Source organism: Erwinia sp. AK-PDG3-5, assembly GCF_056821705.1.
Window position 1 is genome coordinate 1318588 of sequence record NZ_CM165967.1, and the last position, 20500, is coordinate 1339087.

20 protein-coding genes are annotated in these 20500 nt (G+C 55.4%); 15 read left to right on the plus strand and 5 right to left on the minus strand.

What is annotated here, in order from left to right:
• Positions 1–15: 15 nt before the first annotated feature.
• Together purN and purM are read right to left on the minus strand one after the other, a co-directional pair.
• Positions 16–654 carry a phosphoribosylglycinamide formyltransferase gene (gene purN, locus AC1UKS_RS06005; protein WP_482436104.1) on the minus strand — a complete coding sequence of 213 codons (639 nt, stop codon included), beginning with the start codon at positions 652–654 and terminating at the stop codon, positions 16–18.
• Positions 651–1691, minus strand: coding sequence for a phosphoribosylformylglycinamidine cyclo-ligase (purM, locus tag AC1UKS_RS06010; protein ID WP_041692384.1), 1041 nt, complete (start codon positions 1689–1691; stop codon positions 651–653). Before purM ends, purN begins: the two co-directional genes overlap by 4 nt.
• Before the next feature lie 243 nt (positions 1692–1934).
• Between purM and upp the strand changes: the two genes are divergently transcribed.
• From upp to hda, 3 genes are all read left to right on the plus strand, one after another.
• Positions 1935–2561 carry a uracil phosphoribosyltransferase gene (gene upp, locus AC1UKS_RS06015; protein WP_013203369.1) on the plus strand — a complete coding sequence of 209 codons (627 nt, stop codon included), beginning with the start codon at positions 1935–1937 and terminating at the stop codon, positions 2559–2561.
• 67 nt (positions 2562–2628) lie between these two features.
• The gene (uraA, locus tag AC1UKS_RS06020) at positions 2629–3912 is read left to right on the plus strand and encodes a uracil permease (RefSeq protein ID WP_482436105.1); all 1284 of its coding nucleotides are present in this window, start codon (positions 2629–2631) and stop codon (positions 3910–3912) included.
• A gap of 87 nt (positions 3913–3999) precedes the next feature.
• Complete coding sequence (gene hda / locus AC1UKS_RS06025; protein WP_219845779.1) at positions 4000–4701, plus strand: DnaA inactivator Hda; 702 nt, start codon at positions 4000–4002, stop codon at positions 4699–4701.
• Between the two features lie 36 nt (positions 4702–4737).
• Here hda and bepA read toward each other — a convergent pair whose 3' ends face one another.
• Positions 4738–6198, minus strand: coding sequence for a beta-barrel assembly-enhancing protease (bepA, locus tag AC1UKS_RS06030; protein ID WP_265911247.1), 1461 nt, complete (start codon positions 6196–6198; stop codon positions 4738–4740).
• Positions 6199–7021: 823 nt separating this feature from the next.
• On the opposite strand from bepA, the gene AC1UKS_RS06035 reads away from it, so the two are divergent.
• From AC1UKS_RS06035 to AC1UKS_RS06075, 9 genes are all read left to right on the plus strand, one after another.
• The gene (locus tag AC1UKS_RS06035) at positions 7022–7627 is read left to right on the plus strand and encodes a DsrE family protein (RefSeq protein ID WP_013203365.1); all 606 of its coding nucleotides are present in this window, start codon (positions 7022–7024) and stop codon (positions 7625–7627) included.
• Positions 7628–7808: 181 nt separating this feature from the next.
• Complete coding sequence (locus AC1UKS_RS06040; RefSeq protein ID WP_482436106.1) at positions 7809–8822, plus strand: LacI family DNA-binding transcriptional regulator; 1014 nt, start codon at positions 7809–7811, stop codon at positions 8820–8822.
• Between the two features lie 33 nt (positions 8823–8855).
• On the plus strand, positions 8856–9875 hold the full coding sequence (locus tag AC1UKS_RS06045) for an ABC transporter substrate-binding protein (RefSeq protein ID WP_265911244.1): 1020 nt from the start codon (positions 8856–8858) through the stop codon (positions 9873–9875).
• Positions 9875–10753 carry an ABC transporter permease gene (locus AC1UKS_RS06050; RefSeq protein ID WP_482436107.1) on the plus strand — a complete coding sequence of 293 codons (879 nt, stop codon included), beginning with the start codon at positions 9875–9877 and terminating at the stop codon, positions 10751–10753. Before AC1UKS_RS06045 ends, AC1UKS_RS06050 begins: the two co-directional genes overlap by 1 nt.
• A complete protein-coding gene (locus tag AC1UKS_RS06055) occupies positions 10753–11574 on the plus strand; it encodes an ABC transporter permease (protein WP_482436108.1) in 822 nt (273 codons plus the stop codon). Before AC1UKS_RS06050 ends, AC1UKS_RS06055 begins: the two co-directional genes overlap by 1 nt.
• On the plus strand, positions 11574–12554 hold the full coding sequence (locus tag AC1UKS_RS06060) for an ABC transporter ATP-binding protein (RefSeq protein WP_265911241.1): 981 nt from the start codon (positions 11574–11576) through the stop codon (positions 12552–12554). Before AC1UKS_RS06055 ends, AC1UKS_RS06060 begins: the two co-directional genes overlap by 1 nt.
• Before the next feature lie 23 nt (positions 12555–12577).
• Positions 12578–13411, plus strand: a complete 834-nt coding sequence (locus tag AC1UKS_RS06065; protein WP_265911240.1) for a phosphodiesterase — start codon at positions 12578–12580, stop codon at positions 13409–13411.
• 159 nt (positions 13412–13570) lie between these two features.
• A complete protein-coding gene (locus AC1UKS_RS06070) occupies positions 13571–15178 on the plus strand; it encodes a sensor domain-containing diguanylate cyclase (RefSeq protein WP_482436109.1) in 1608 nt (535 codons plus the stop codon).
• A 105-nt stretch (positions 15179–15283) separates the two neighbouring features.
• A complete protein-coding gene (locus tag AC1UKS_RS06075; RefSeq protein WP_482436110.1) occupies positions 15284–16357 on the plus strand; it encodes an AI-2E family transporter in 1074 nt (357 codons plus the stop codon).
• Positions 16358–16459: 102 nt separating this feature from the next.
• Here the strand turns inward: AC1UKS_RS06075 and bcp are convergent, their stop codons facing one another.
• Both bcp and AC1UKS_RS06085 read right to left on the minus strand, forming a co-directional pair.
• Positions 16460–16927 carry a thioredoxin-dependent thiol peroxidase gene (bcp, locus tag AC1UKS_RS06080; protein WP_013203356.1) on the minus strand — a complete coding sequence of 156 codons (468 nt, stop codon included), beginning with the start codon at positions 16925–16927 and terminating at the stop codon, positions 16460–16462.
• Positions 16905–17498 carry a glycine cleavage system transcriptional repressor gene (locus AC1UKS_RS06085; protein WP_013203355.1) on the minus strand — a complete coding sequence of 198 codons (594 nt, stop codon included), beginning with the start codon at positions 17496–17498 and terminating at the stop codon, positions 16905–16907. Before AC1UKS_RS06085 ends, bcp begins: the two co-directional genes overlap by 23 nt.
• 158 nt (positions 17499–17656) lie before the next feature.
• Here AC1UKS_RS06085 and dapA point away from each other — a divergent pair, with 158 nt between their 5' ends.
• The 3 genes from dapA (at position 17657) to purC (ending at position 20428) form a co-directional block, all read left to right on the plus strand.
• A complete protein-coding gene (gene dapA / locus AC1UKS_RS06090; RefSeq protein WP_053144511.1) occupies positions 17657–18535 on the plus strand; it encodes a 4-hydroxy-tetrahydrodipicolinate synthase in 879 nt (292 codons plus the stop codon).
• Positions 18536–18550: 15 nt separating this feature from the next.
• The gene (gene bamC, locus AC1UKS_RS06095; protein ID WP_206403756.1) at positions 18551–19585 is read left to right on the plus strand and encodes an outer membrane protein assembly factor BamC; all 1035 of its coding nucleotides are present in this window, start codon (positions 18551–18553) and stop codon (positions 19583–19585) included.
• 129 nt (positions 19586–19714) lie between these two features.
• Positions 19715–20428 carry a phosphoribosylaminoimidazolesuccinocarboxamide synthase gene (gene purC / locus AC1UKS_RS06100; RefSeq protein WP_013203352.1) on the plus strand — a complete coding sequence of 238 codons (714 nt, stop codon included), beginning with the start codon at positions 19715–19717 and terminating at the stop codon, positions 20426–20428.
• Positions 20429–20500 lie beyond the last annotated feature (72 nt).

The following is a 20500-nucleotide window of genomic DNA, read 5'->3' on the forward strand; positions in this document are numbered from 1 at the left end:
ATGCGCTACGACAACCTAGTCGCCAGCATGCCCTTCTTCAGGCAGCTTTTCACCGTCCAGCCACGCCGCATCATCATGCATCGCCAGTCTGCCATCGACAAACCAGCTAACCACCAGCGGATAAATAGCGTGCTCCTGATGCTGAACGCGGGCGTTCACATCCTCTTCGCTGTCTTCTGCAAACACCGGCACCTTCGCCTGAAGGATCACCGGGCCGCCGTCCAACTGCTCGGTAACGAAATGCACCGAGGTGCCGTGCTCCTCATCGCCATTTTCAATCGCCTGGCGGTGAGTGTGCAGACCCGGGTATTTCGGCAACAGGGAAGGGTGGATGTTCAGCATGCGTCCGGCATAGTGCTGGACGAAGGCCGGGCTGAGGATCCGCATGTAACCGGCCAGCACCACTAAATCGGGGGCATAAGCGTCGATTTCCAGCATCAGCTGGCGATCGAACGCTTCACGGTCAGCAAACTGGGAAGCGGCGAGCGCATGGGCCGGAACACCGGCTTCACGCGCGCGGGTCAGACCGTACGCGTCCGACTTGTTGCTGAACACGGCAGCGACGCTGCCGTGGATCTGGCCTTGCTGGCAGGCATCCAGGATTGCCTGAAGATTGCTTCCCTGGCCGGAAACCAGCACGACTAGCCGTTTCATGCGTTAATGACCACACGCTCTTCAGAATCGGACGCTTTGATTACGCCGATTTTCCAGGCTTTTTCACCCGCGTCAGTCATCAGCTGCACCGCTTTATCAGCTTCGTCTGCGCTGAGGGCGATTAACATGCCCACGCCGCAGTTAAAGGTGCGGTACATCTCAAAGCGGCTGACGTTGCCCGCTTCCTGCATCCAGCCGAAGACGGCCGGCCACTGCCAGCTTGACTCTTCAATCACCGCCTGGGTGTTGTCTGGCAGCACGCGGGGGATATTTTCCCAGAAGCCGCCACCGGTCAGGTGAGCAATCGCGTGAACATCAACCTGTTCTATCAGGCTGAGGATGTTCTTCACATAGATGCGGGTAGGTTCCAGCAAATGATCGGCCAGCGACTTGCCTTCCAGCTGCGTCGTTTCCGGATTGGTGTTGCTGACTTCCAGAATTTTACGTACCAGCGAGTAGCCATTGGAGTGCGGGCCGCTGGAGCCGAGGGCAATCAGTACGTCACCGTCCTGAACTTTGCTGCCATCGATGATTTCTGATTTTTCGACCACGCCAACGCAGAAGCCTGCCACGTCGTAGTCTTCGCCGTGGTACATGCCCGGCATTTCTGCGGTTTCGCCGCCGACCAGCGCACAGCCAGACTGCGAGCAGCCTTCAGCAATGCCGGTGATCACGCTGGCTGCGGTGTCGACTTCCAGTTTGCCCGTGGCATAGTAATCGAGGAAGAACAGCGGCTCGGCGCCCTGAACCACCAAATCATTCACGCACATCGCGACCAGATCGATACCGATAGTATCGTGGCGTTTAAGGTCCATCGCCAGACGCAGCTTGGTGCCGACGCCGTCAGTGCCGGAAACCAGAATCGGCTCGCGGTATTTTTGCGGCAGCGCACAAAGGGCACCGAAACCGCCCAGTCCACCCATCACTTCCGGGCGACGAGTCTTTTTCACTACGCCTTTGATACGATCGACTAAAGCATTACCCGCGTCGATATCTACGCCGGCGTCTTTATAGCTGAGAGAGGTCTTATCGGTCACTGCGAAATCCCCACGCGGTTTGCGGTTGGTGGTATGGAAAATAAAGCGCGGCAATTCTAACAGCGCAGGCAAACGTTTGCGAGTGCCATCTTCAGACGCGTTGCGGATAACTGGATTTTAGCTAATTATTGACGGGTAGGGGCGGTTTAATCAAAAGTTGCACTAAGTCATATGGCGTGGAGCGTAAATGGGGCTATAATCTCGCGATTTTTTTTTGCAGCTTAACACTCCGGGAGTACAACAATGAAGATCGTGGAAGTCAAACACCCGCTGGTCAAACATAAACTGGGTCTGATGCGTGAGCATGACGTAAGCACCAAACGTTTTCGTGAACTCGCCTCAGAAGTGGGAAGTCTGCTGACTTACGAAGCCACCTCTGATTTAGCCACCGAAACGGTGACCATTGAAGGCTGGAATGGTCCGGTTGAAATCGAACAAATCAAAGGTAAGAAGATCACCGTTGTGCCGATCCTGCGTGCGGGACTGGGGATGATGGAAGGCGTGCTGGAGCACGTGCCAAGCGCGCGCATCAGCGTTGTCGGTGTTTACCGCGATGAAGAGACGCTGGAGCCGGTCCCGTATTTCCAGAAGCTGGTTTCCAATATTGAAGAGCGCATGGCGCTAGTGGTGGATCCAATGCTGGCTACCGGGGGATCGATGATTGCCACCATCGACCTGCTGAAAAAAGCCGGTTGTACCAGCATTAAAGTGCTGGTGCTGGTCGCCGCACCGGAAGGCATTGCCGCGCTGGAAAAAGCGCACCCGGATGTTGAGCTGTACACCGCGTCTATCGATCAGGGTCTGAATGAGAAAGGGTATATCATTCCGGGCCTCGGTGACGCAGGCGATAAGATCTTCGGCACCAAATAAGCCGTCATCAACGAGACAAGCCGACCGCAGAGTCGGCTTTTTAATGGGTAAAACAAGGGGTAATATTATGACACGTCGTGCAATTGGCGTCAGCGAGCGGCCACCGCTGCTGCAAACCATCCCACTCAGCTTCCAGCACCTGTTTGCGATGTTTGGCGCCACCGTGCTGGTGCCGATCCTGTTCCATATCAATCCGGCCACGGTATTGCTGTTTAACGGCGTCGGCACCTTGCTCTATTTGTTTATCTGTAAGGGCAAAATCCCGGCTTACCTCGGTTCAAGCTTTGCCTTTATTTCTCCGGTGTTACTGCTGTTGCCGCTGGGGTATGAAGTGGCGCTCGGCGGCTTTATTCTCTGCGGCGTGCTGTTCTGCCTGGTGGCGTTGATTGTCAAAAAAGCCGGCACCGGCTGGCTGGACGTGATGTTCCCGCCGGCGGCAATGGGCGCGATTGTGGCGGTTATCGGGCTGGAACTGGCGGGCGTAGCGGCGAAAATGGCCGGACTGCTGCCCGCTGACGGCGCTTCCGTTGACAGCAAAACCATTATCATCTCGATGGTAACGCTGGGCGTGACGGTGTTTGGCTCGGTGCTGTTCCGCGGCTTTCTGGCGATTATCCCGATCCTGATTGGGGTGATTGCCGGTTACGCGCTCTCCTCGGCGATGGGCATTGTCGACTGGTCTTCGGTAGAAGCCGCGCACTGGTTTGCGCTGCCCACCTTCTATACGCCGCGTTTCGAATGGTACGCGATGTTAACCATCCTGCCGGCCGCGCTGGTAGTGATTGCCGAGCATGTCGGTCATCTGGTGGTCACCGCCAACATCGTGAAAAAGGACCTGTTGAAAGATCCGGGTCTGCATCGCTCGATGTTTGCCAACGGCATTTCCACGGTCATCTCCGGCTTCTTTGGATCCACGCCCAACACCACCTACGGTGAAAACATTGGCGTAATGGCCATTACCCGCGTCTACAGCACCTGGGTGATTGGCGGCGCGGCCATTCTGGCAATCCTGCTGTCCTGCGTCGGCAAACTGGCCGCGGTGATCCAGGCGGTTCCGGTGCCGGTGATGGGCGGCGTATCACTGCTGTTATACGGCGTGATTGGCGCTTCCGGTATTCGCGTGCTGATTGAGTCGAAGGTCGACTACAACAAGGCGCAGAACCTGATCCTGACCTCGGTGATCCTGATTATCGGCGTGAGCGGCGCAACGGTGCATATCGGTGCAGCGGAGCTGAAAGGCATGGCGCTGGCCACCATCATCGGCATTATGCTGAGCCTGATCTTCAAGGCGATCGGCCTGATCCGCCCTGAAGAAGTGGTGCTCGATCCGCAGGATCGCGATCGCCTGTAAGCGACGGCAATCCGGCCTGCGTTTATTAACAGAAGAAAGTTGTGATAAACTCCAGCCGGATTTTGCCCGATCAACACTGAGGTGCTTCTGAACACACCGGCACAGCTGTCTTTGCCCTTGTATTTGCCCGATGACGAAACCTTCGCCAGCTTCTGGCCGGGGGAAAACCCGTCGCTGATTGCCGCGCTGCAAAGTGCGCTGCAACAGGAGCACGGCAGCTATTTTTATTTCTGGTCGCGTGAAGGGGGAGGTCGCAGCCATTTGCTGCATGCCGCCTGCGCCGAGCTCTCCGCCCGTGGCGAGGCCGTCGGCTATGTGCCGCTGGATAAGCGCACCTGGTTTGTGCCGGAAGTGCTGGATGGCATGGAGCAGCTGCCGCTGATTTGCATCGACAATATTGAATGCATTGCCGGAGATGAACCCTGGGAAATGGCGATCTTCGATCTCTATAACCGTATTCTGGAAACCGGCCGCACCCGCTTACTGATCACCGCCGATCGTCCTCCCCGCCAGTTAAACCTCAAGTTAGCCGATTTGGCTTCACGCCTCGACTGGGGACAGATTTATCGCCTGCAGCCGTTATCCGATGAGGATAAGTTACAGGCGCTGCAGCTGCGGGCCAGACTGCGAGGTTTTGAGCTACCGGAAGACGTGGGCCGTTTTCTGCTGAAAAGGCTGGATCGTGAGATGCGCACGCTGTTTGAAACGCTGGATAAGCTGGACCGCGCTTCAATCAGTGCCCAGCGTAAGCTGACCATTCCTTTTGTGAAAGAAGCGCTCGGTCTGTAGTTCGGCAAACGGGCCACTGCTTCAGCCCACCCTGGATTACGATCGCATATAAGGCTTGAACCGCTGTTGTAACTGACGCAGCTGATCGATTCTCGCATCATATCTTGCCTGCTTCAGGCTACCCAACGGCACCGAGGCACTGGCACTGCTCAGACTTCTGATCGCCTGATCGAGCTGGCCGTTCAGCGCCAAACTCTCCGCTCTGGCCGCTTGCTCTTCGTCGGTTAATCCCTGATCGGCACTGGCCTGCGCCAGTAAATCCCAGCCGTTCGGATCGTCTTTGTGCGCCCAGGTATAGCGATTGAGAATCTTGCTGGCTTCGGCCGGCTGCTTCGCTTCGACATAGGCATTCGCCAGATTGAGCTGAACAACCGCGCTGGCACTGACGCCTTTCGCGGCCAGCAGCATGGAGATTGCCTGCTGCGGCTGATTAAGCCCGATATCGATATCGCTCATAATATCCAGATACCAGACGTTGTCTGGCTGCTTTGCCAGTAACGGCGCAATGATTTTTTTGGCATTGGCGAAGCTTTTGGCCTGTAAAAACTGCACGGCTTTTCCGTACAGTCCCGCCGCCTGCTCCCGCGTGTTGCCTTTATTCAGCGTATCCAGCAGGTCATCGGTCAGCTGGTTTTGTCCGGTGGAATACATGCCCAGCGCGCGGACTTTCGCCATGTAATAGTCCTGCGACGACTGCACCACCACCGGCTTCATCTGGTTGGCGCGGTTACGGGCATCCGACAGGCGGCTATCCGGTAACGGGTGCGTTAACAGGATCTCCGGCGGCTTGGAGGAGAAGCGTGACTGATCGGCCAGCTTTTGCAGGAAGTTCGGCATTGCTTCCGGATCAAAGCCTGAGCGCTGCAACACCTGAATGCCAATGCGATCGGCTTCCTGCTCGTTTTGCTGGGTAAAGCTGATCACCCCTTGCTGCGCGCCCGCCAGCGTACCGCTTAACGCTGCCATCCCCGCCTGCGGGCTGGCCATGGCCAACAGGATCGAGCCCAGCGCACCCACCCAGGTCAGCGGGGCATTGCGTTGCTGCTCTTCCATTGCGCGCGCCAGGTGTCGTTGGGTGACGTGCGAGATTTCGTGCGCCATCACCGAGGCCAGCTGACTTTCATTGTCGGTATAGCGAAAGAGGGCAGAGTGCAGCACCACATTGCCGCCAAAGAAGGCGAAGGCGTTAATTTCATCATTACGGATAAGGAAGAAGTGGAACGGTGTTTTTACCGACCAGGCGTGAGCGACCAGCCGTTGACCTAACTGATTGATGTAGTCGTTTAACAGCGGATCGTTGATCAACGGCGCGCTGCCACGCAGCTGGCGCACATAGAAGTCGCCCATCTGCATTTCCTGGCCAATGGAAAGCGTATTGCCTGCCGTGGTGCCAATGTCGGGCAGATTGTCGCTGATGTCCGCCTTCAACGGCAGTGAAGCGGCCGAAAGAGAAAAGATGAGTGAGGCCAGAGCACACTTCTTCAATCTACTGATCATGCGGAATCCCATTCTGATGACGTCTTCTTACGACCGACAGACTGACCAAATGTTCTGGCAGCCGAGGGCAATCGTTGCACTTTTCGCAGGGTATCTTAATCACAAGTCAGTCGGAAGGAAACGGTTGCAACAGACGGTTACTGAATGATTTTCTGCAAAACGGCCATTATTGCCGTAAAAAATTGACTATCTCATCGGCGACCCTGGATTTGCGGCGTAAGGCAATTTGATCTGAAAAGTCCTGGCAATACCTGATATTTCTGCTTTTACGGCGTCCCCGATTACACATAAATTTTACCTGTTGGCGAAGCGCGAAGGTCTATTCCTTAAAGTTAGGTAAATTTATTCAAATATTCTGAAGGTGGCACGGTATTTGATTAGGTTTAGTCCTAAAAATACCGGGTCAGGAGAGGGGAGGGAACGACGGGGTTATTAACATAATTGCTTAATTATGGCTGAGTCTCAAAATGAGATCGTACCAATTATTAATTTAATTTTTAATTAACAGTGCCATTAATAACTTAAGTTAAATTTTAATTATCTATGCTAGCCATGGGTATAAAATTTTGTCTCTATTTTAAGCGATGATTAACGACTGGATCTTTATGTAACCTGTTGTAATTCGTAACCTTAAAGTTTTTTTGCATATTGCATATTATCAATGATTTCACCGATAAACTAATTGCGCTCTTATGCTTTTTTCAGCCGCAAGCAATTCGTCAAAGCTATGGTATAGATCCTGTTATCGCCGAAGGTGGCGACACTCTACAGCCTTTTTATCCGTGAGCCATCTGACTCGTTGCCCTGTTGCGGAGAGCATCCTATGCGTCCTGTCGTATCCTATTTAGTCATTGCTGTTGTAGCCGGTTTTGTCGGCGCCAGTTTTTCAAAGGCCCCCGATATTGCCGATAAAATCAGTGCCCGTTTTGGCACCCCGGCTGCCGATCCCGCAGGTTTCTGGTCCACACCAACCATCGAGGGTTACGGCAAAATACATTACGAATCAGACGTGGCGTATAAACCGGCTGTGGGTGAGAGTAATAAAATCGTTTTCCAGATCACCAAAGCGGAAAATGGCCCCAACGATCCTAATCTCGGCCTGGAGCGCGTTGCCCGGGTAGTGAATCTGTATGTCGCTTCTGGCGTACCGGTCGACCAGCTGAAATTCGTCGTTTCTGTCACCGGTGACGGCACCCCGGCGATGTTAAACAACGAACAGTATAAAAAAATGTTTGGTATGGATAATCCTAACCTGAAGCTCATCAGCCAGCTGCGGGCCAAAGGGGTGGATGTCTCGGTCTGCGATCAGTCTGTCGCCTTCCACCATTTCCAGCATGACTGGATCGATAAATCCGTTACCCATGCGCTGTCCAGCCCGACCACGGTTTCAACCCTGGAAAACCAGGGCTACGCCTTCCTCGCGATGTAATTCTGCCTTCCCTGCGATAACGCGGGCCGCTGGCCCGCCCATCCGCACTCAGGCTTCTGCCGCCTTTCGTTGAACACCATCCCTGAGCCGCTACCCGGCCCATTCTGCGATCATTTTTCTGTCATAAATCGTTGTTAACTTGCCTGCCATGAGATCGATCTCATGGTGAAAAGGTGAGCGAATGACGGATTTATTGCGGGTAGCAAAACTGGCGGGCGTTTCACGCGCTACGGCAGCACGGGCTTTCTCTTCGCCTGAGCTGGTGCGTGAAGAGACCCGGCTGAAAGTGTTTGCTGCATCAGACGCGCTTGGCTTCCGGCCAAATCTTATTGCCCGCCAGCTCCGCACCCAATCTTCTCGCACGCTGGGGGTGTTGTTGCCTTCGTTAAGTAACCCCGTTTTTGCTGAACAGCTGCAGGCGATGGAAGTGGCTGCTCAGCAAAAAGGCTACGGGCTGCTGATTGCCACCAGTGATTATCAGCCGCAGCGCGAAGCGGACATCGTGGAGAATATGCTGCGCCAGCGTGTTGATGGGCTGGTGTTGACCGTCGCCGATGCCGACAGCAGCCACGTTCTTGCCAACCTCCAGCGGGAAGATGTGCCGGTGGTGCTGGTCCATAACGCGCCGCAAAAAATCACGCTGCCGTCGGTGTGTGTTGATAACCGTCAGGCTGTGCGTCAGGCCACCGAGCATCTGCTTGGTCTCGGGCATCGCCACATCGGCATGATTGCCGGGCCAATCCTGCAATCTGACCGTGCGCTTCAGCGTTATCAGGGCTACTGCGATGCGATGAACACCGCCGGTCTGACGCCCGCGGCGGTGCTGGAAATGCCTAGCCATACCCGTTCAGACCTGCGGGCGCTGCAACCCGCGTTACGGGGTGAGCTGGCGATGACCGCGCTGCTCTGCACTAACGATCTGCTGGCCATAAGCGTGATGGGCGAGCTGCTTCGTGCGGGCTATCGCGTGCCGCAGCAAATTTCAATTATTGGCTTCGACGGAATCGATCTCGGGCGGCTGGTTTATCCCTCGCTCAGTTCCGTGGTGCAACCTTTACAGAACATGGGAACGCAGGCGATTGCGCATCTGCTGGCATTAATTGCCGGTCAGCGTCCGGATCCTGTTGCGCCGCTACCGGTGCAACTGCGGTTGGCTGAAAGCATCGCACCGCCGCCAGTACTGCCTTTGCCTTAACCTTTTTTATTACACCAACATCCGGGAAAACTTATGTTACAGCGTAAACAGTTCAGCAAGATTGCCGTCGCCGCGCTGCTGGCGGGGAGTGCAATGGTCAGCCAGCTGGCGTCAGCTGCCGATGCCATTTGTTATAACTGCCCGCCAGAATGGGCTGACTGGGGCACGCAGTTAAAAGCGATTGCCACCGATACCGGCATTAACGTGCCGCAGGACAATAAAAACTCCGGTCAGGCGCTGGCACAGATGGTGGCGGAAAAAGCCAGTCCGGTGGCCGATGTGGCCTATCTGGGCGTCACCTTTGGTATTCAGGCGGCAAAGTCGGGCGTGGTGGAGGCGTATAAACCCGCCGGATGGAATGCGATCCCGGCGGGCATGAAGGATCCGGACGGAAAGTGGGTCGCGCTGCACTCTGGCACCATGGGCTTTATGGTCAATGTCGATGCCTTAGGCGGCTTACCGGTGCCGCAATCCTGGAATGACCTGTTGAAGCCAGAATATAAAGGCATGATTGGCTTCCTCGACCCTTCCAGCGCGTTCGTCGGTTATGTGGGCGCGGTCGCCGCGAACCTGGCGATGGGCGGCACCCTGCAGGACTTCGGACCTGGCCTCGCGTATTTTAAAAAACTGTCAGCCAATAAGCCGATTGTGCCGAAGCAAACCGCCTATGCGCGTCTGCTGTCCGGTGAAATCCCAATCCTGCTGGATTATGACTTCAATGCCTATCGCGCGAAATACACCGACCATGCCAACGTTGCCTTTGTGATCCCGCAAGAGGGGACCGTTACCGTGCCGTACGTCATCAGCCTGGTAAAAAACGCGCCACACGCGGATAACGGCAAAAAGGTGATTGATTATGTGCTGTCCGACAAAGGGCAGGCGATTTGGGCCAATGCTTATCTGCGCCCGGTCCGGCCGGAAGCGATGTCGGCAGAGGCGAAGAAACGCTTCCTGCCTGACAGTGATTATGCCCGCGCCAAAACCGTCGATTATCAGCAGATGGCTGACGCGCAAAAAGCCTTTTCCGCACGTTATCTGAGTGAGATCCAGTAATGTCTGCGCCATTAGTCAGCAGCGGTTCGCGTCCCCATGTCGGGGCGCGCGCCGCGCCATTTCTCCACCGAATTAAGGTGCAGTGGATGCTGGTTCCTGCCCTGTTGTTTTTTGCTGCGTTCTGGCTGCTGCCTTTCGCCACCTTGATCATGATGGGCACTAAACCCGATAACAGCACCGGGGTGAATGCGTACTGGACCATTCTGACGCAGCCGCAATACCTGCGCAGCCTCGGGGTGACGGTGCTGCTGTCGCTGTTGGTTTCCCTGTTGGCGGTAGCGATCTGTGCCATCGTCGGCTGTTTTCTGGCGCGTCACCGTTTTGCCGGGCGCTCGCTGTTGCTGGCGGTGTTAACTTTCCCGCTGGCTTTTCCAGGCGTGGTGGTGGGCTTTCTGGTGGTGATGTTGGCGGGACGCCAGGGGCTGATTGCGCAAATTAGCCTGACGTTGTTCGGCGAACGCTGGATGTTTGCCTATTCGCTGGCCGGGCTGTTCGTGGGCTATCTCTATTTCTCCATCCCTCGCGTGGTGATGACGCTGGTCGCCGCCTGCGAAAAACTCGATCCGTCGCTGGAGGAGGCAGCGCGATCCCTTGGTGCCAGCCAGTGGCGAGTGGTGCGGGATGTGATCGTGCCGGGGATCTCGCCGGCACTGTTTTCCAGCGGGGCCATCTGCTTTGCCACCAGTATGGGCGCTTTTGGCACCGCGTTTACTCTAGGCACCGACCTGAAGGTTTTGCCGCTGACGATTTACGGTGAGTTCACCAATTACGCCAATTTTGCCACGGCGGCCGCATTGTCCGTGGCGATGGGCGGTGTCGCCTGGCTGGCGTTGATTCTGGCGCGCTGGCTGGCCGGTGAACATAAGGAGATGGCGTAATGAAACGCTCCGGACTTTTCTGGCTACAGCTGATTTTCACGCTCAGCCTGTGTCTGTTTATGGTGGTACCCATCGTCCTTTCGCTGCTGGCAGGGGTGACGGAGAACTATTTTATCGGGCTGAAAAGCGGGCTGACGCTGCGCTGGGTTGCCCAGGTTTGGGAGCTGTACGCCGGCACGATCTGGCTGTCGCTACTGATCGCCGTCAGCTGCCTCGGTTGCGTGTTGGTATTAGGCGTGCCAGCCGCATGGGGATTACTGAAAACCCCATCACGTTGGGCCAGCCGCATTGAAGAGTGTCTGTTGCTGCCGGTGGCATTACCCGGGCTGGCCACGGCGCTCGGCCTGATTGTCATCTATGGCGGCTTCCACGGTTTACGCAGCAGCTGGCTGTTTATTTTGATCGGCCATGTGCTGTTCACCCTGCCCTTTATGGTGCGTCCGGTCCTGTCGGTGATGCGCACCAGCCAGTTGCTGCAGCTGGAAGAAGCGGCAGCCAGCCTGGGCGCCGGTTTCTGGCGTCGGTTCTTTACCGTCATCGTACCGAACTGCCGTAACGGCATTCTTGCCGGGGCGTTTATGGTGCTGACGCTGTCGATAGGTGAATTCAATATCACATGGATGCTGCACACGCCGCTGACGAAAACGCTGCCTGTGGGGCTGTCGGACAGCTATGCCTCCATGCGTCTTGAAGTGGGCTCGGCCTATACCCTGATTTTCCTCGCGATTATTTTGCCGCTGTTGCTGGCACTGAGCTGGGTCACCCAGTTTGCTCAGCGCCGGGCAGATGCGCGAGCGTTACCCGTTAAGGAAACCGTTTGATGGCAGACTCCCTGAGTATTCATTTACGTCACTGTTCACGCACTTTTGCCGGCGGTTCAGTGGCATTGCACCCGTTGGATCTCGACATTGTGGCTGGCGAAACGCTGGTGCTGCTGGGACCGTCTGGCTGCGGGAAAACCACCACGCTGCGCATCATCAGCGGCCTGGAAACGCCAGACGATGGTGGTGAAGTCTGGTTTGGCGAACGTAACGTCACCCGCTTGCCGATTGAGAAGCGCAATGTCGGCATGGTATTCCAGAACTATGCGCTGTTCCCCAATTTAAACGTTGCGGATAACGTCGGCTACGGCCTGCGTATTCAGGGTATTGCCAAAGCGGAACGGCAGGAAAGGGTGGACGAGATGCTGGCGATGGTCGATCTGTTGCCCTTTGCCCATCGCCCGGTGCAGGCGCTTTCCGGTGGCCAAAAGCAGCGCGTGTCGCTGGCGCGCGCGCTGGCAGCCCGGCCTAAAGTCCTGTTGTTTGATGAGCCGCTGGCGGCGCTTGACGTAAAGCTGCGTGAACGTCTGCGCGAGGATATCGGCCATCTGCTGAGAAAGCTGTCGATGACCGCGGTCTATGTCACGCACGATCAGCAGGAAGCGATGGCGTTGGGTGACCGGATTGCGGTGCTTGAGCGTGGACGTATCGCGCAGATTGACACGCCGCGCGCCATTTATCAGCAGCCTGCCACCCGGTTTGTCGCTGATTTTGTCGGTGCCATCAACTGCATTCAGCCAGCCGGATACGGCACGCCGGCCCGTTTCTGCCGGCCTGAAGATATTCAGCTCGGTCAGCCGGATGCCGGTCTGCGTCATGGCCGTATCGTCGAACAACTGTTTCTCGGTGCCAGCCAGCGCTTGCTGATTGATATCGGCAGCGAAAAACCGATTCAGGTCGAACGTTCTGCCCGTGAAGTCTGGCAGACCGGTCAGAGGGTGGGATTGATCATTACCGACGAACGGGTGATGCATTTTTAATTCGGGACTAAGGGATCTTTATTTTGACTCAGCAAGCCGTGCTACTGGCCCAGATCAGTGATTTACACATTAAAGCCCAGGGCAAATTGTCCTACCGCAAAGTGGATACCCTTGGCGCATTACGCCAGGTGATTGTCCGACTGAATGCGCTGTTGCCACGACCTGATGCGGTGGTGATTACCGGCGATCTGGTCGACTTTGGCCACGAAGAAGAGTATCTGACGCTGAAAGAAGCGTTGACCAGCCTTGAGTTGCCGTACTGGCTAATGGCGGGCAATCACGACGATCGTCAGATGATGCGAAAAATCTTTGCCGAACAAACGCATCTTTTTCAGCACCACGAATTCATTCAATGGGAAGGCGAATGCGGGCCGTTACGCCTGCTGGCACTGGATTCCACCGTGCCGCAGCAACCGCAAGGGGAACTCTGCGAAGAACGTCTGAGCTGGCTGGCTGACAGGCTAAAGGAACAACCGCTGCGGCCGACAATAGTGATGCTGCACCATCCGCCGTTTATTAGCGGGATTGACCATATGGACCGCCAGCGGCTGCGTAATCCCCAGCCGTTAGCTGCGGTGATCGAGGGCCATCCGCAGGTGGAAAGGGTGCTGTGCGGGCATCTTCATCGCAGTATGCAGGTCAGGTTTGCCGGTACGCTGGCGTGCAGCGCGCCAGGCGTATCCCATCAGGTGGCGTTTGATTTGCAAACCGACGGCCCGGCCAACTTCTGCCTGGAGCCCGCCGGTTATTTACTGCATCGCTGGACGCCCGAGCAGGGGGTGGTTACCCATCAGTGCGTCGTCGGGCAATTTGATGGCCCTTATCCCTTCTATGATGCCAACGGGCTTATCGATTAAACCAAATTATTATTGGTATAAAGGGCGTCAGAATATTCCCAAAACGAACGAGAGGTGTACAATTGGCGTGTGCTTAACCAGGGCATAACACGCACTTATCAAACGCGCACATAAAATAATAAGGCGCTACATTATGAAATGTCTCACCGAGGTGAGTCCATGCTGAGGCTTAGTCGCCCCAAGACGGACTTGCGCACGCTTATTACATTATTAGCCGTGGCCAGCATCGTGATTACACTGGCCAACTCACTGTATGCCACCTGGCGAGTACAGCGTGAAGTGCTGATCAATAATACGCTCGAATCCAACCGCGTTTACGCCACGAAACTGGCCTCCACCACTGAAATGTTCTTTCAGCTGGCGCAGTCACAGCTGGCGTTTAGTGCCAAAGTGCTGGGCGACGGTATGGATAACGATGCGGCGTTGCAAAGCGAGGTCGATCGCCTGCGCAAACAGACCAACAGCTTTAACTCGGTGGTGATTGTCGACGCCAATGGCTGGGTGAAAGCGATTTCGCCCGAGTCTCTGATGCTGAAAGGCATGCATCTGACCACCAGCAGCACCACGCAGGCACTGACTGAGCGGAAACCGCTGATTGGCAAACCGAGCATTTCGGCGGCCAACAACCTGATGGTGTTTGTCTCATATCCAATCTGGTCAAAAACCGGCAGCTATCTGGGCTTTGTCGGTGGCACCATTTATCTGAAGAAAAAAAGCATTCTGAATGAATTGCTCGGCGAACAGTTCTACCGCGATGGTTCGTCGCTGTATGTGGTTGATGGCGACAACCGGGTGCTTTACCACCAGAACGCCAGGCTGATTGGGCAGAAAATCGCCCCGCTGATCGCGGATGATGTCCGGGAGAAGAACAGCAACGGCTACCAGCAGATCCCGAAAGCCAGCGGCGAACCGATGCTGGCAGGTTATGCCACGGTGTCCACGCCGGGCTGGACCATCGTCGCCCTTAAACCGACGCAGACCACGCTTGAACCGCTAAACAGCCTGTTAATGAAGGTACTGCAGCACTCGGTGCCTTTTGCATTGCTGACCCTGATTTGTGCCTGGATCCTTGCCCGCCTGATTGCGTTACCGCTGTGGCAACTGGCCCGTAAGGCCAGCCAGATGGACGCGCCAGGCGTGTCGAAAGAGATTAACGGCATCCGCTCCTGGTATTATGAATCGTCGCAAATCAAACGCGCGATGCTGGCCGGGATCGGCTTATTGCAGGATAAAATTGGTCGGCTGAAGTTTGAAGTGCAGACCGATCCGATGACCGAACTGCTTAACCGCCGCGGCCTGAACGCGGTGCTGGAATATTTCCTCGCGACCCGTCAGCCATTTGCCGTGCTGGCGGTGGATATCGATCACTTTAAGCGGGTGAATGATACCTGGGGTCATGACGTGGGCGACAGCGTGATCAAAAGTGTCGCCGATCAGCTGGGTAACAGCTCCCGCCAGACTGACGTTGTTTGTCGAAACGGCGGGGAAGAGTTCCTGATGATCATGCCTGGCGCCGAACGTGATGTGGCGATGGCGATTGCCGAGCGCGTCCGAAGAAAGATTGAGCAGCTGGAATTACCGACCGTTGGGCATATTTCGATTTCGATTGGCGTGGCGTTCTGGTCACCGGATGAAATCTCGATGGAGCGGGTATTCAAACAGGCCGATGATGCGCTTTATCAGGCAAAAAATGCCGGACGTAACCGGGTCGTCGCCAGCCAGCCAGAACCGCAGCTTGCGTTGCACCCGCAACGTCACAGCGGCTAATCTTCACCCGTCCGGCCTGGCACCCCGCCACGCCGGACAGCCACGCGACAGAGCCTCACCCTTCAGGTAGACTGTTTCCCCCCTTAGTACGCAAGGACGTTTCCCATGCTGGACCTCTTAATTCAGTGGTATCGCCGCCGCTTCAGCGATCCACAGGCTATCGCCTTGCTGGCCATCCTGATCGCTGCCTTCTGTATTCTGTTTTTCTTTAACGGCCTGCTGGCCCCGCTGCTGGTGGCGTTAGTGGTGGCGTATCTGCTGGAGTGGCCGACGGTGCGTCTGGAACGCCTGGGCTGTTCCCGTACCTGGGCGACCGCCATCATCCTGATTATCTTTGCGTCTTTATTAATGGTGTTATTGCTGGTGGTCGCGCCCGTTGCCTGGCAACAGGGGATTAACCTGGCGCATGAACTGCCGACCATGCTTAACGGCCTGTATCACTATGCCACCCGCTTACCGGAGCGCTTCCCAACGCTGATGGACGTGGGCATCGTCGATATCGTGGTGGAGAATCTGCGCAGCCGCCTGAGCGGCATGGGCGACCAGCTGGTGAAATACTCGCTGGCTTCGCTGGTGGGCATTATGACCCTGGCGATTTATCTGGTGCTGGTGCCGCTGATGGTGTTCTTCCTGCTGAAGGACAAAGATCAGATGCTGGCGGCCATCAGCCGCGTTCTGCCGCGCAACCGTGGCCTGGCCGGTCAGGTGTGGGCAGAGATGAACCAGCAGGTCTCCAACTACATTCGCGGCAAAGTGCTGGAGATGGTGGTGGTCGGTATCGCCACCTGGATTGGCTTCCTCGCCATCGGCATGAACTATGCGCTGCTGCTGGCGGTGCTGGTTGGCTTCTCGGTGCTGATCCCGTACGTCGGCGCGCTGGCGGTGACCATTCCGGTCATCGGCGTGGGCCTGGCACAATGGGGCCTCGGCGGTGACTTCTGGACGATGATTATCGTCTATCTGATTATTCAGGGGCTGGACGGCAATATTCTGGTGCCGGTGCTGTTCTCAGAAGCGGTCAATCTGCATCCGCTGGTGATCATTCTGTCGGTGGTGATATTTGGCGGGCTGTGGGGATTCTGGGGGGTGTTCTTCGCCATTCCGCTGGCCACGCTAATCAAAGCGGTGGTGCATGCCTGGCCTGATGAGCTGAACGTCGAGCCGAAAAAACGCACATAGCGGGATAAGAAAAGGGCAGAAACGGTACTGTGCCTTAATCTTCGGCGATAAAGCGAAGATTAAGGGGCACTCTCTTCTGCCTTTTTTATGTTGCGCCTGGGATCAGGCGCTCTTCAGGTAGTCCATCACAATGTCGTGGTGAGTGGCGGTTTTGAAGTCATCAAACACATGCTCCACCTTGCCATCGGTGCCAATCAGGAAGCTGATACGGTGGATGCCGTCATAGGTTTTGCCCATAAACGTCTTCTCACCCCAGATGCCAAACTGCTCGCAGACCTGATGGTCTTCATCGGAAAGCAGCGTAAAGTTCAGCAGCTCTTTCTCAACAAATCGCGACAGTTTCTCTGGCTTATCGGTGCTGATACCTAACACATCAACACCGGCTTTTTTCAGCTCATCCATGCTGTCACGCAGACCGCAAGCCTGAACGGTGCAACCTGGCGTCATCGCTTTCGGGTAGAAATACACCAGAACGCGCTGTCCCTGGAAGTCGGTCAAATTTACTTGTTCGCCATCCTGATCGGGCAAGCTAAATTTCGGTGCGGTATCACCGGCTTTCAGTGGATTCATCACTACTCTCCATTTTTTCATCATGCTGTGGGTACTGGACGACGTTAATAGTGCCTTGCGCCTGCAGTTCTGTACATAGCCTGTTGAATGCCTGCTCAATAAATGAGGCATCCTGGCTGGCGGGGCTGTGAGCGGTAATTTGAATATAGAGTAAAGGCGGCTGATTTTCTTGCGCGGGCTGCGTGCGCGACACCAGCTCGGCGATGTTCATCTGATGGGAATCAAACAGATCGGTGAAGCGCTCAATAATATGCGGTGAATCCTTTACTTCCACCTGAACCCAGACCGTGGCGGGCATCGGCGGCCGTTCGCGGAAGGTGGTGCGCTTCATCACGATCAGCAGTTCCAGCTCTGCGCCTTTTAGCGGCAGGGTGGATTCAATCAGCGTAATCGCGTTCCAACTGCCGGAAAGCAGCATGATAAAGCTGAATTCCTCACCGAGCATGGCCAGACGGCTATCTTCAATGTTGCAACCGCAGCTGCTGACGTGGCGGGTGATGGTGTTAACGATCCCCGGGCGGTCAACCCCCAGTGCGGTGATAACCAGATGATGTTGCTGTGACTGCGGCAAAATGATGCTTCCTGTCCGTCATGATGATTAGCAATTGTGATAACGCTAAGGTAAACATAAAAAATACCCTATGCCAAGTGGCCTGGGGGGCTTGTCTGCTTGCTTTTAGAGTGCCGTAAACCGTACCATGAAGGACTTGTTTGTGGAGGGGATGGCTAATGTTCACGGGAAGTATTGTTGCACTCGTCACGCCGATGGATGACAAAGGGTTTGTCTGCCGTGCGAGTTTGAAAAAACTGATTGATTATCATGTTGCCAGCGGAACCGCGGCAATTGTCTCAGTAGGGACTACCGGTGAATCCGCTACATTAAGCCATGACGAACATGGTGACGTGGTGATGATGACGCTGGAACTGGCCGACGGCCGCATTCCGGTGATCGCCGGAACCGGCGCTAACGCCACCGCTGAAGGGATTGCCCTCACCAGGCGCTTTGAAAAAAGCGGTGTGGTCGGCTGCCTGACCGTGACGCCATACTACAACCGTCCCACTCAGGAAGGGCTGTATCAGCACTTCAAAGCCATTGCTGAAAGCACCGATCTGCCGCAAATGCTGTATAACGTCCCGTCACGTACGGGTTGCGATATGCTGCCAGAAACGGTGGGTCGCCTGGCGAAAATAAAAAATATTATCGGAATCAAAGAGGCTACCGGGAACTTATCGCGGGTTAGTCAGATCCAAGAGCTGGTTGATGAAGATTTCATCCTGGTAAGTGGCGACGATGCAACTTCCCTCGACTTCATGCAGCTTGGCGGACAGGGCGTAATCTCTGTGACGGCAAACATTGCCGCGCGTGAAATGGCAGAATTGTGCAAACTGGCCAGCCAGGGCAACTTTGCCGAAGCGCGACGCCTTAATCAGCGCCTGATGCATCTGCATCAGAAGCTATTCATTGAGCCTAATCCTGTCCCGGTTAAATGGGCTGCTAAGCAGTTAGGATTAATTGCAACCGACACGCTGCGTCTGCCGATGACGCCGATGACTGATGCCGGTCGTCCGGTTGTTGAGCAGGCACTGAAAAGCGCAGGTCTGCTGTAAATTTAGGGAGTTTTAATGGCTTATTCAGTACAAAAGTCCACGGTAGCAAAAGTGGTGGGGCTTTCTTTGGTGATGCTGCTGGCAGCATGTTCCAGCGACCAGCGTTACAAGCGTCAGGTCAGCGGCGATGAATCTTATCTGAAAGCGGCTGATGTAAGCGATCTGCACGCACCAGCAGGGATGGTGATGCCGTTGCAGAATGGCGATTTCGACATTCCTTCCGCCAGCAGCACTGGCGCAGTGGGCAAGCAGCTGGACATCCGTCCACCGGCTCAGCCTCTGGCGTTAATGAACGGCACCCGTACCCAGTTTGCCGGTAATTCTGGCGTCCTGTTACTGGACAGCGCGCGTACCGGTTCACTGTGGCCGCAGGTTGTCGATGTAGTGCAGGCGAAGAATTACCCGATTGCCAGCCGGACTGATGCCACCCAGACGCTGACCACCGATTGGGTGCAATGGAACCGTGCTGATGAAGATCATCAGTATCGTGGCCGCTACCAGATCAGCGTGCAGCAGCAGGGTTATCAGCAGGCATTGTCGGTCAAACTGCTGGAACTGCAGCAGGAAGGCAAAGGCGTGAACTCACCGGTCCAGTTGCAGCGCTACACCGCGCAGATGCTGAACGAACTGAGCAGCGGTCTGGATAAAAATGAAACCTCACGTGAAAACGCGGCGGCCAAACGCAGTTCTGCGCAGATTGATGTGCAGAGCGGCGCAGACGATACCGGCTTGCCGGATCTGATTGTTCGCGCACCGTTCAACACCGTGTGGGAACGTCTGCCAGCAGCCCTGCAACGCGCAGGCTGGAAAGTCACGGATACTAACCGTTCACAGGGCAGCCTGAACGTGACTTACAAAACGCTGGGCAGTGATGAGTGGGACGCGCTGGGCGCGAAAGACCCGGGTCTGACCAACGGCGATTATAAGCTGCAGGTCGGCGATCTGGATAACCGCAGCAGCCTGCAGTTCCTCGATCCTAAAGGCCATACGTTGACTCAGTCGCAAAACGACGCGCTGGTTGCCGTATTTAACGCCGCCTTTAGCAAGTAAACCCTAAGGCCGGATTTCTCCGGCCTTTTTTATTCCTCTGTACGTAAACGATTGCTTCGATTTTTTCGCCACAGAGAATAAACTAGCCACAGCACAATTTTTCCCGTTCTATTTTTGGAGTTTAAGAAGATGCAAAAGCAAGCTGAGTTGTATCGCGGCAAAGCGAAAACCGTTTACAGCACCGAAAACCCGGATCTGTTGGTACTCGAATTCCGCAACGATACGTCAGCACTGGACGGTGAACGTATCGAACAGTTTGATCGCAAAGGAATGATTAACAATAAGTTTAACCATTTCATCATGACTAAACTGCAGGAAGCCGGTATCCCAACGCAGATGGAAGCGCTGCTGTCTGATAACGAAGCGCTGGTCAAAAAGCTGGATATGGTCCCGGTGGAGTGCGTGATGCGTAACCGTGCCGCTGGCTCGCTGGTGAAGCGTCTGGGCGTGGAAGAGGGAATGATCCTCAATCCACCGCTGTTTGACCTGTTCCTGAAGGATGATGCGAAGCACGATCCGATGGTTAACGAATCCTACTGCGAAACCTTTGGTTGGGTGAACAAAGAGAATCTGGCCCGTATGCGTGAGCTGACCTACAAAGCGAACGAAGTACTGAGCAAGCTGTTTTCCGATGCTGGCCTGATACTGGTGGACTTCAAGCTGGAGTTTGGCCTGTTTAAAGGTGAAGTGGTGCTGGGCGATGAGTTCTCGCCGGACGGCGCGCGCCTGTGGGATAAAGACACCCTGAACAAAATGGACAAAGACCGTTACCGTCAGAGTCTGGGCGGCCTGATTGAAGCCTATGAAGAAGTCGCCACCCGTCTGGGTGTGAAGCTCGACTAAGATTTGTGGCTGCGGCGCTCATACCGCAGCCTTTCATTTCCCTGGCATTGCCCGTATTCTCCCCGTCTGATT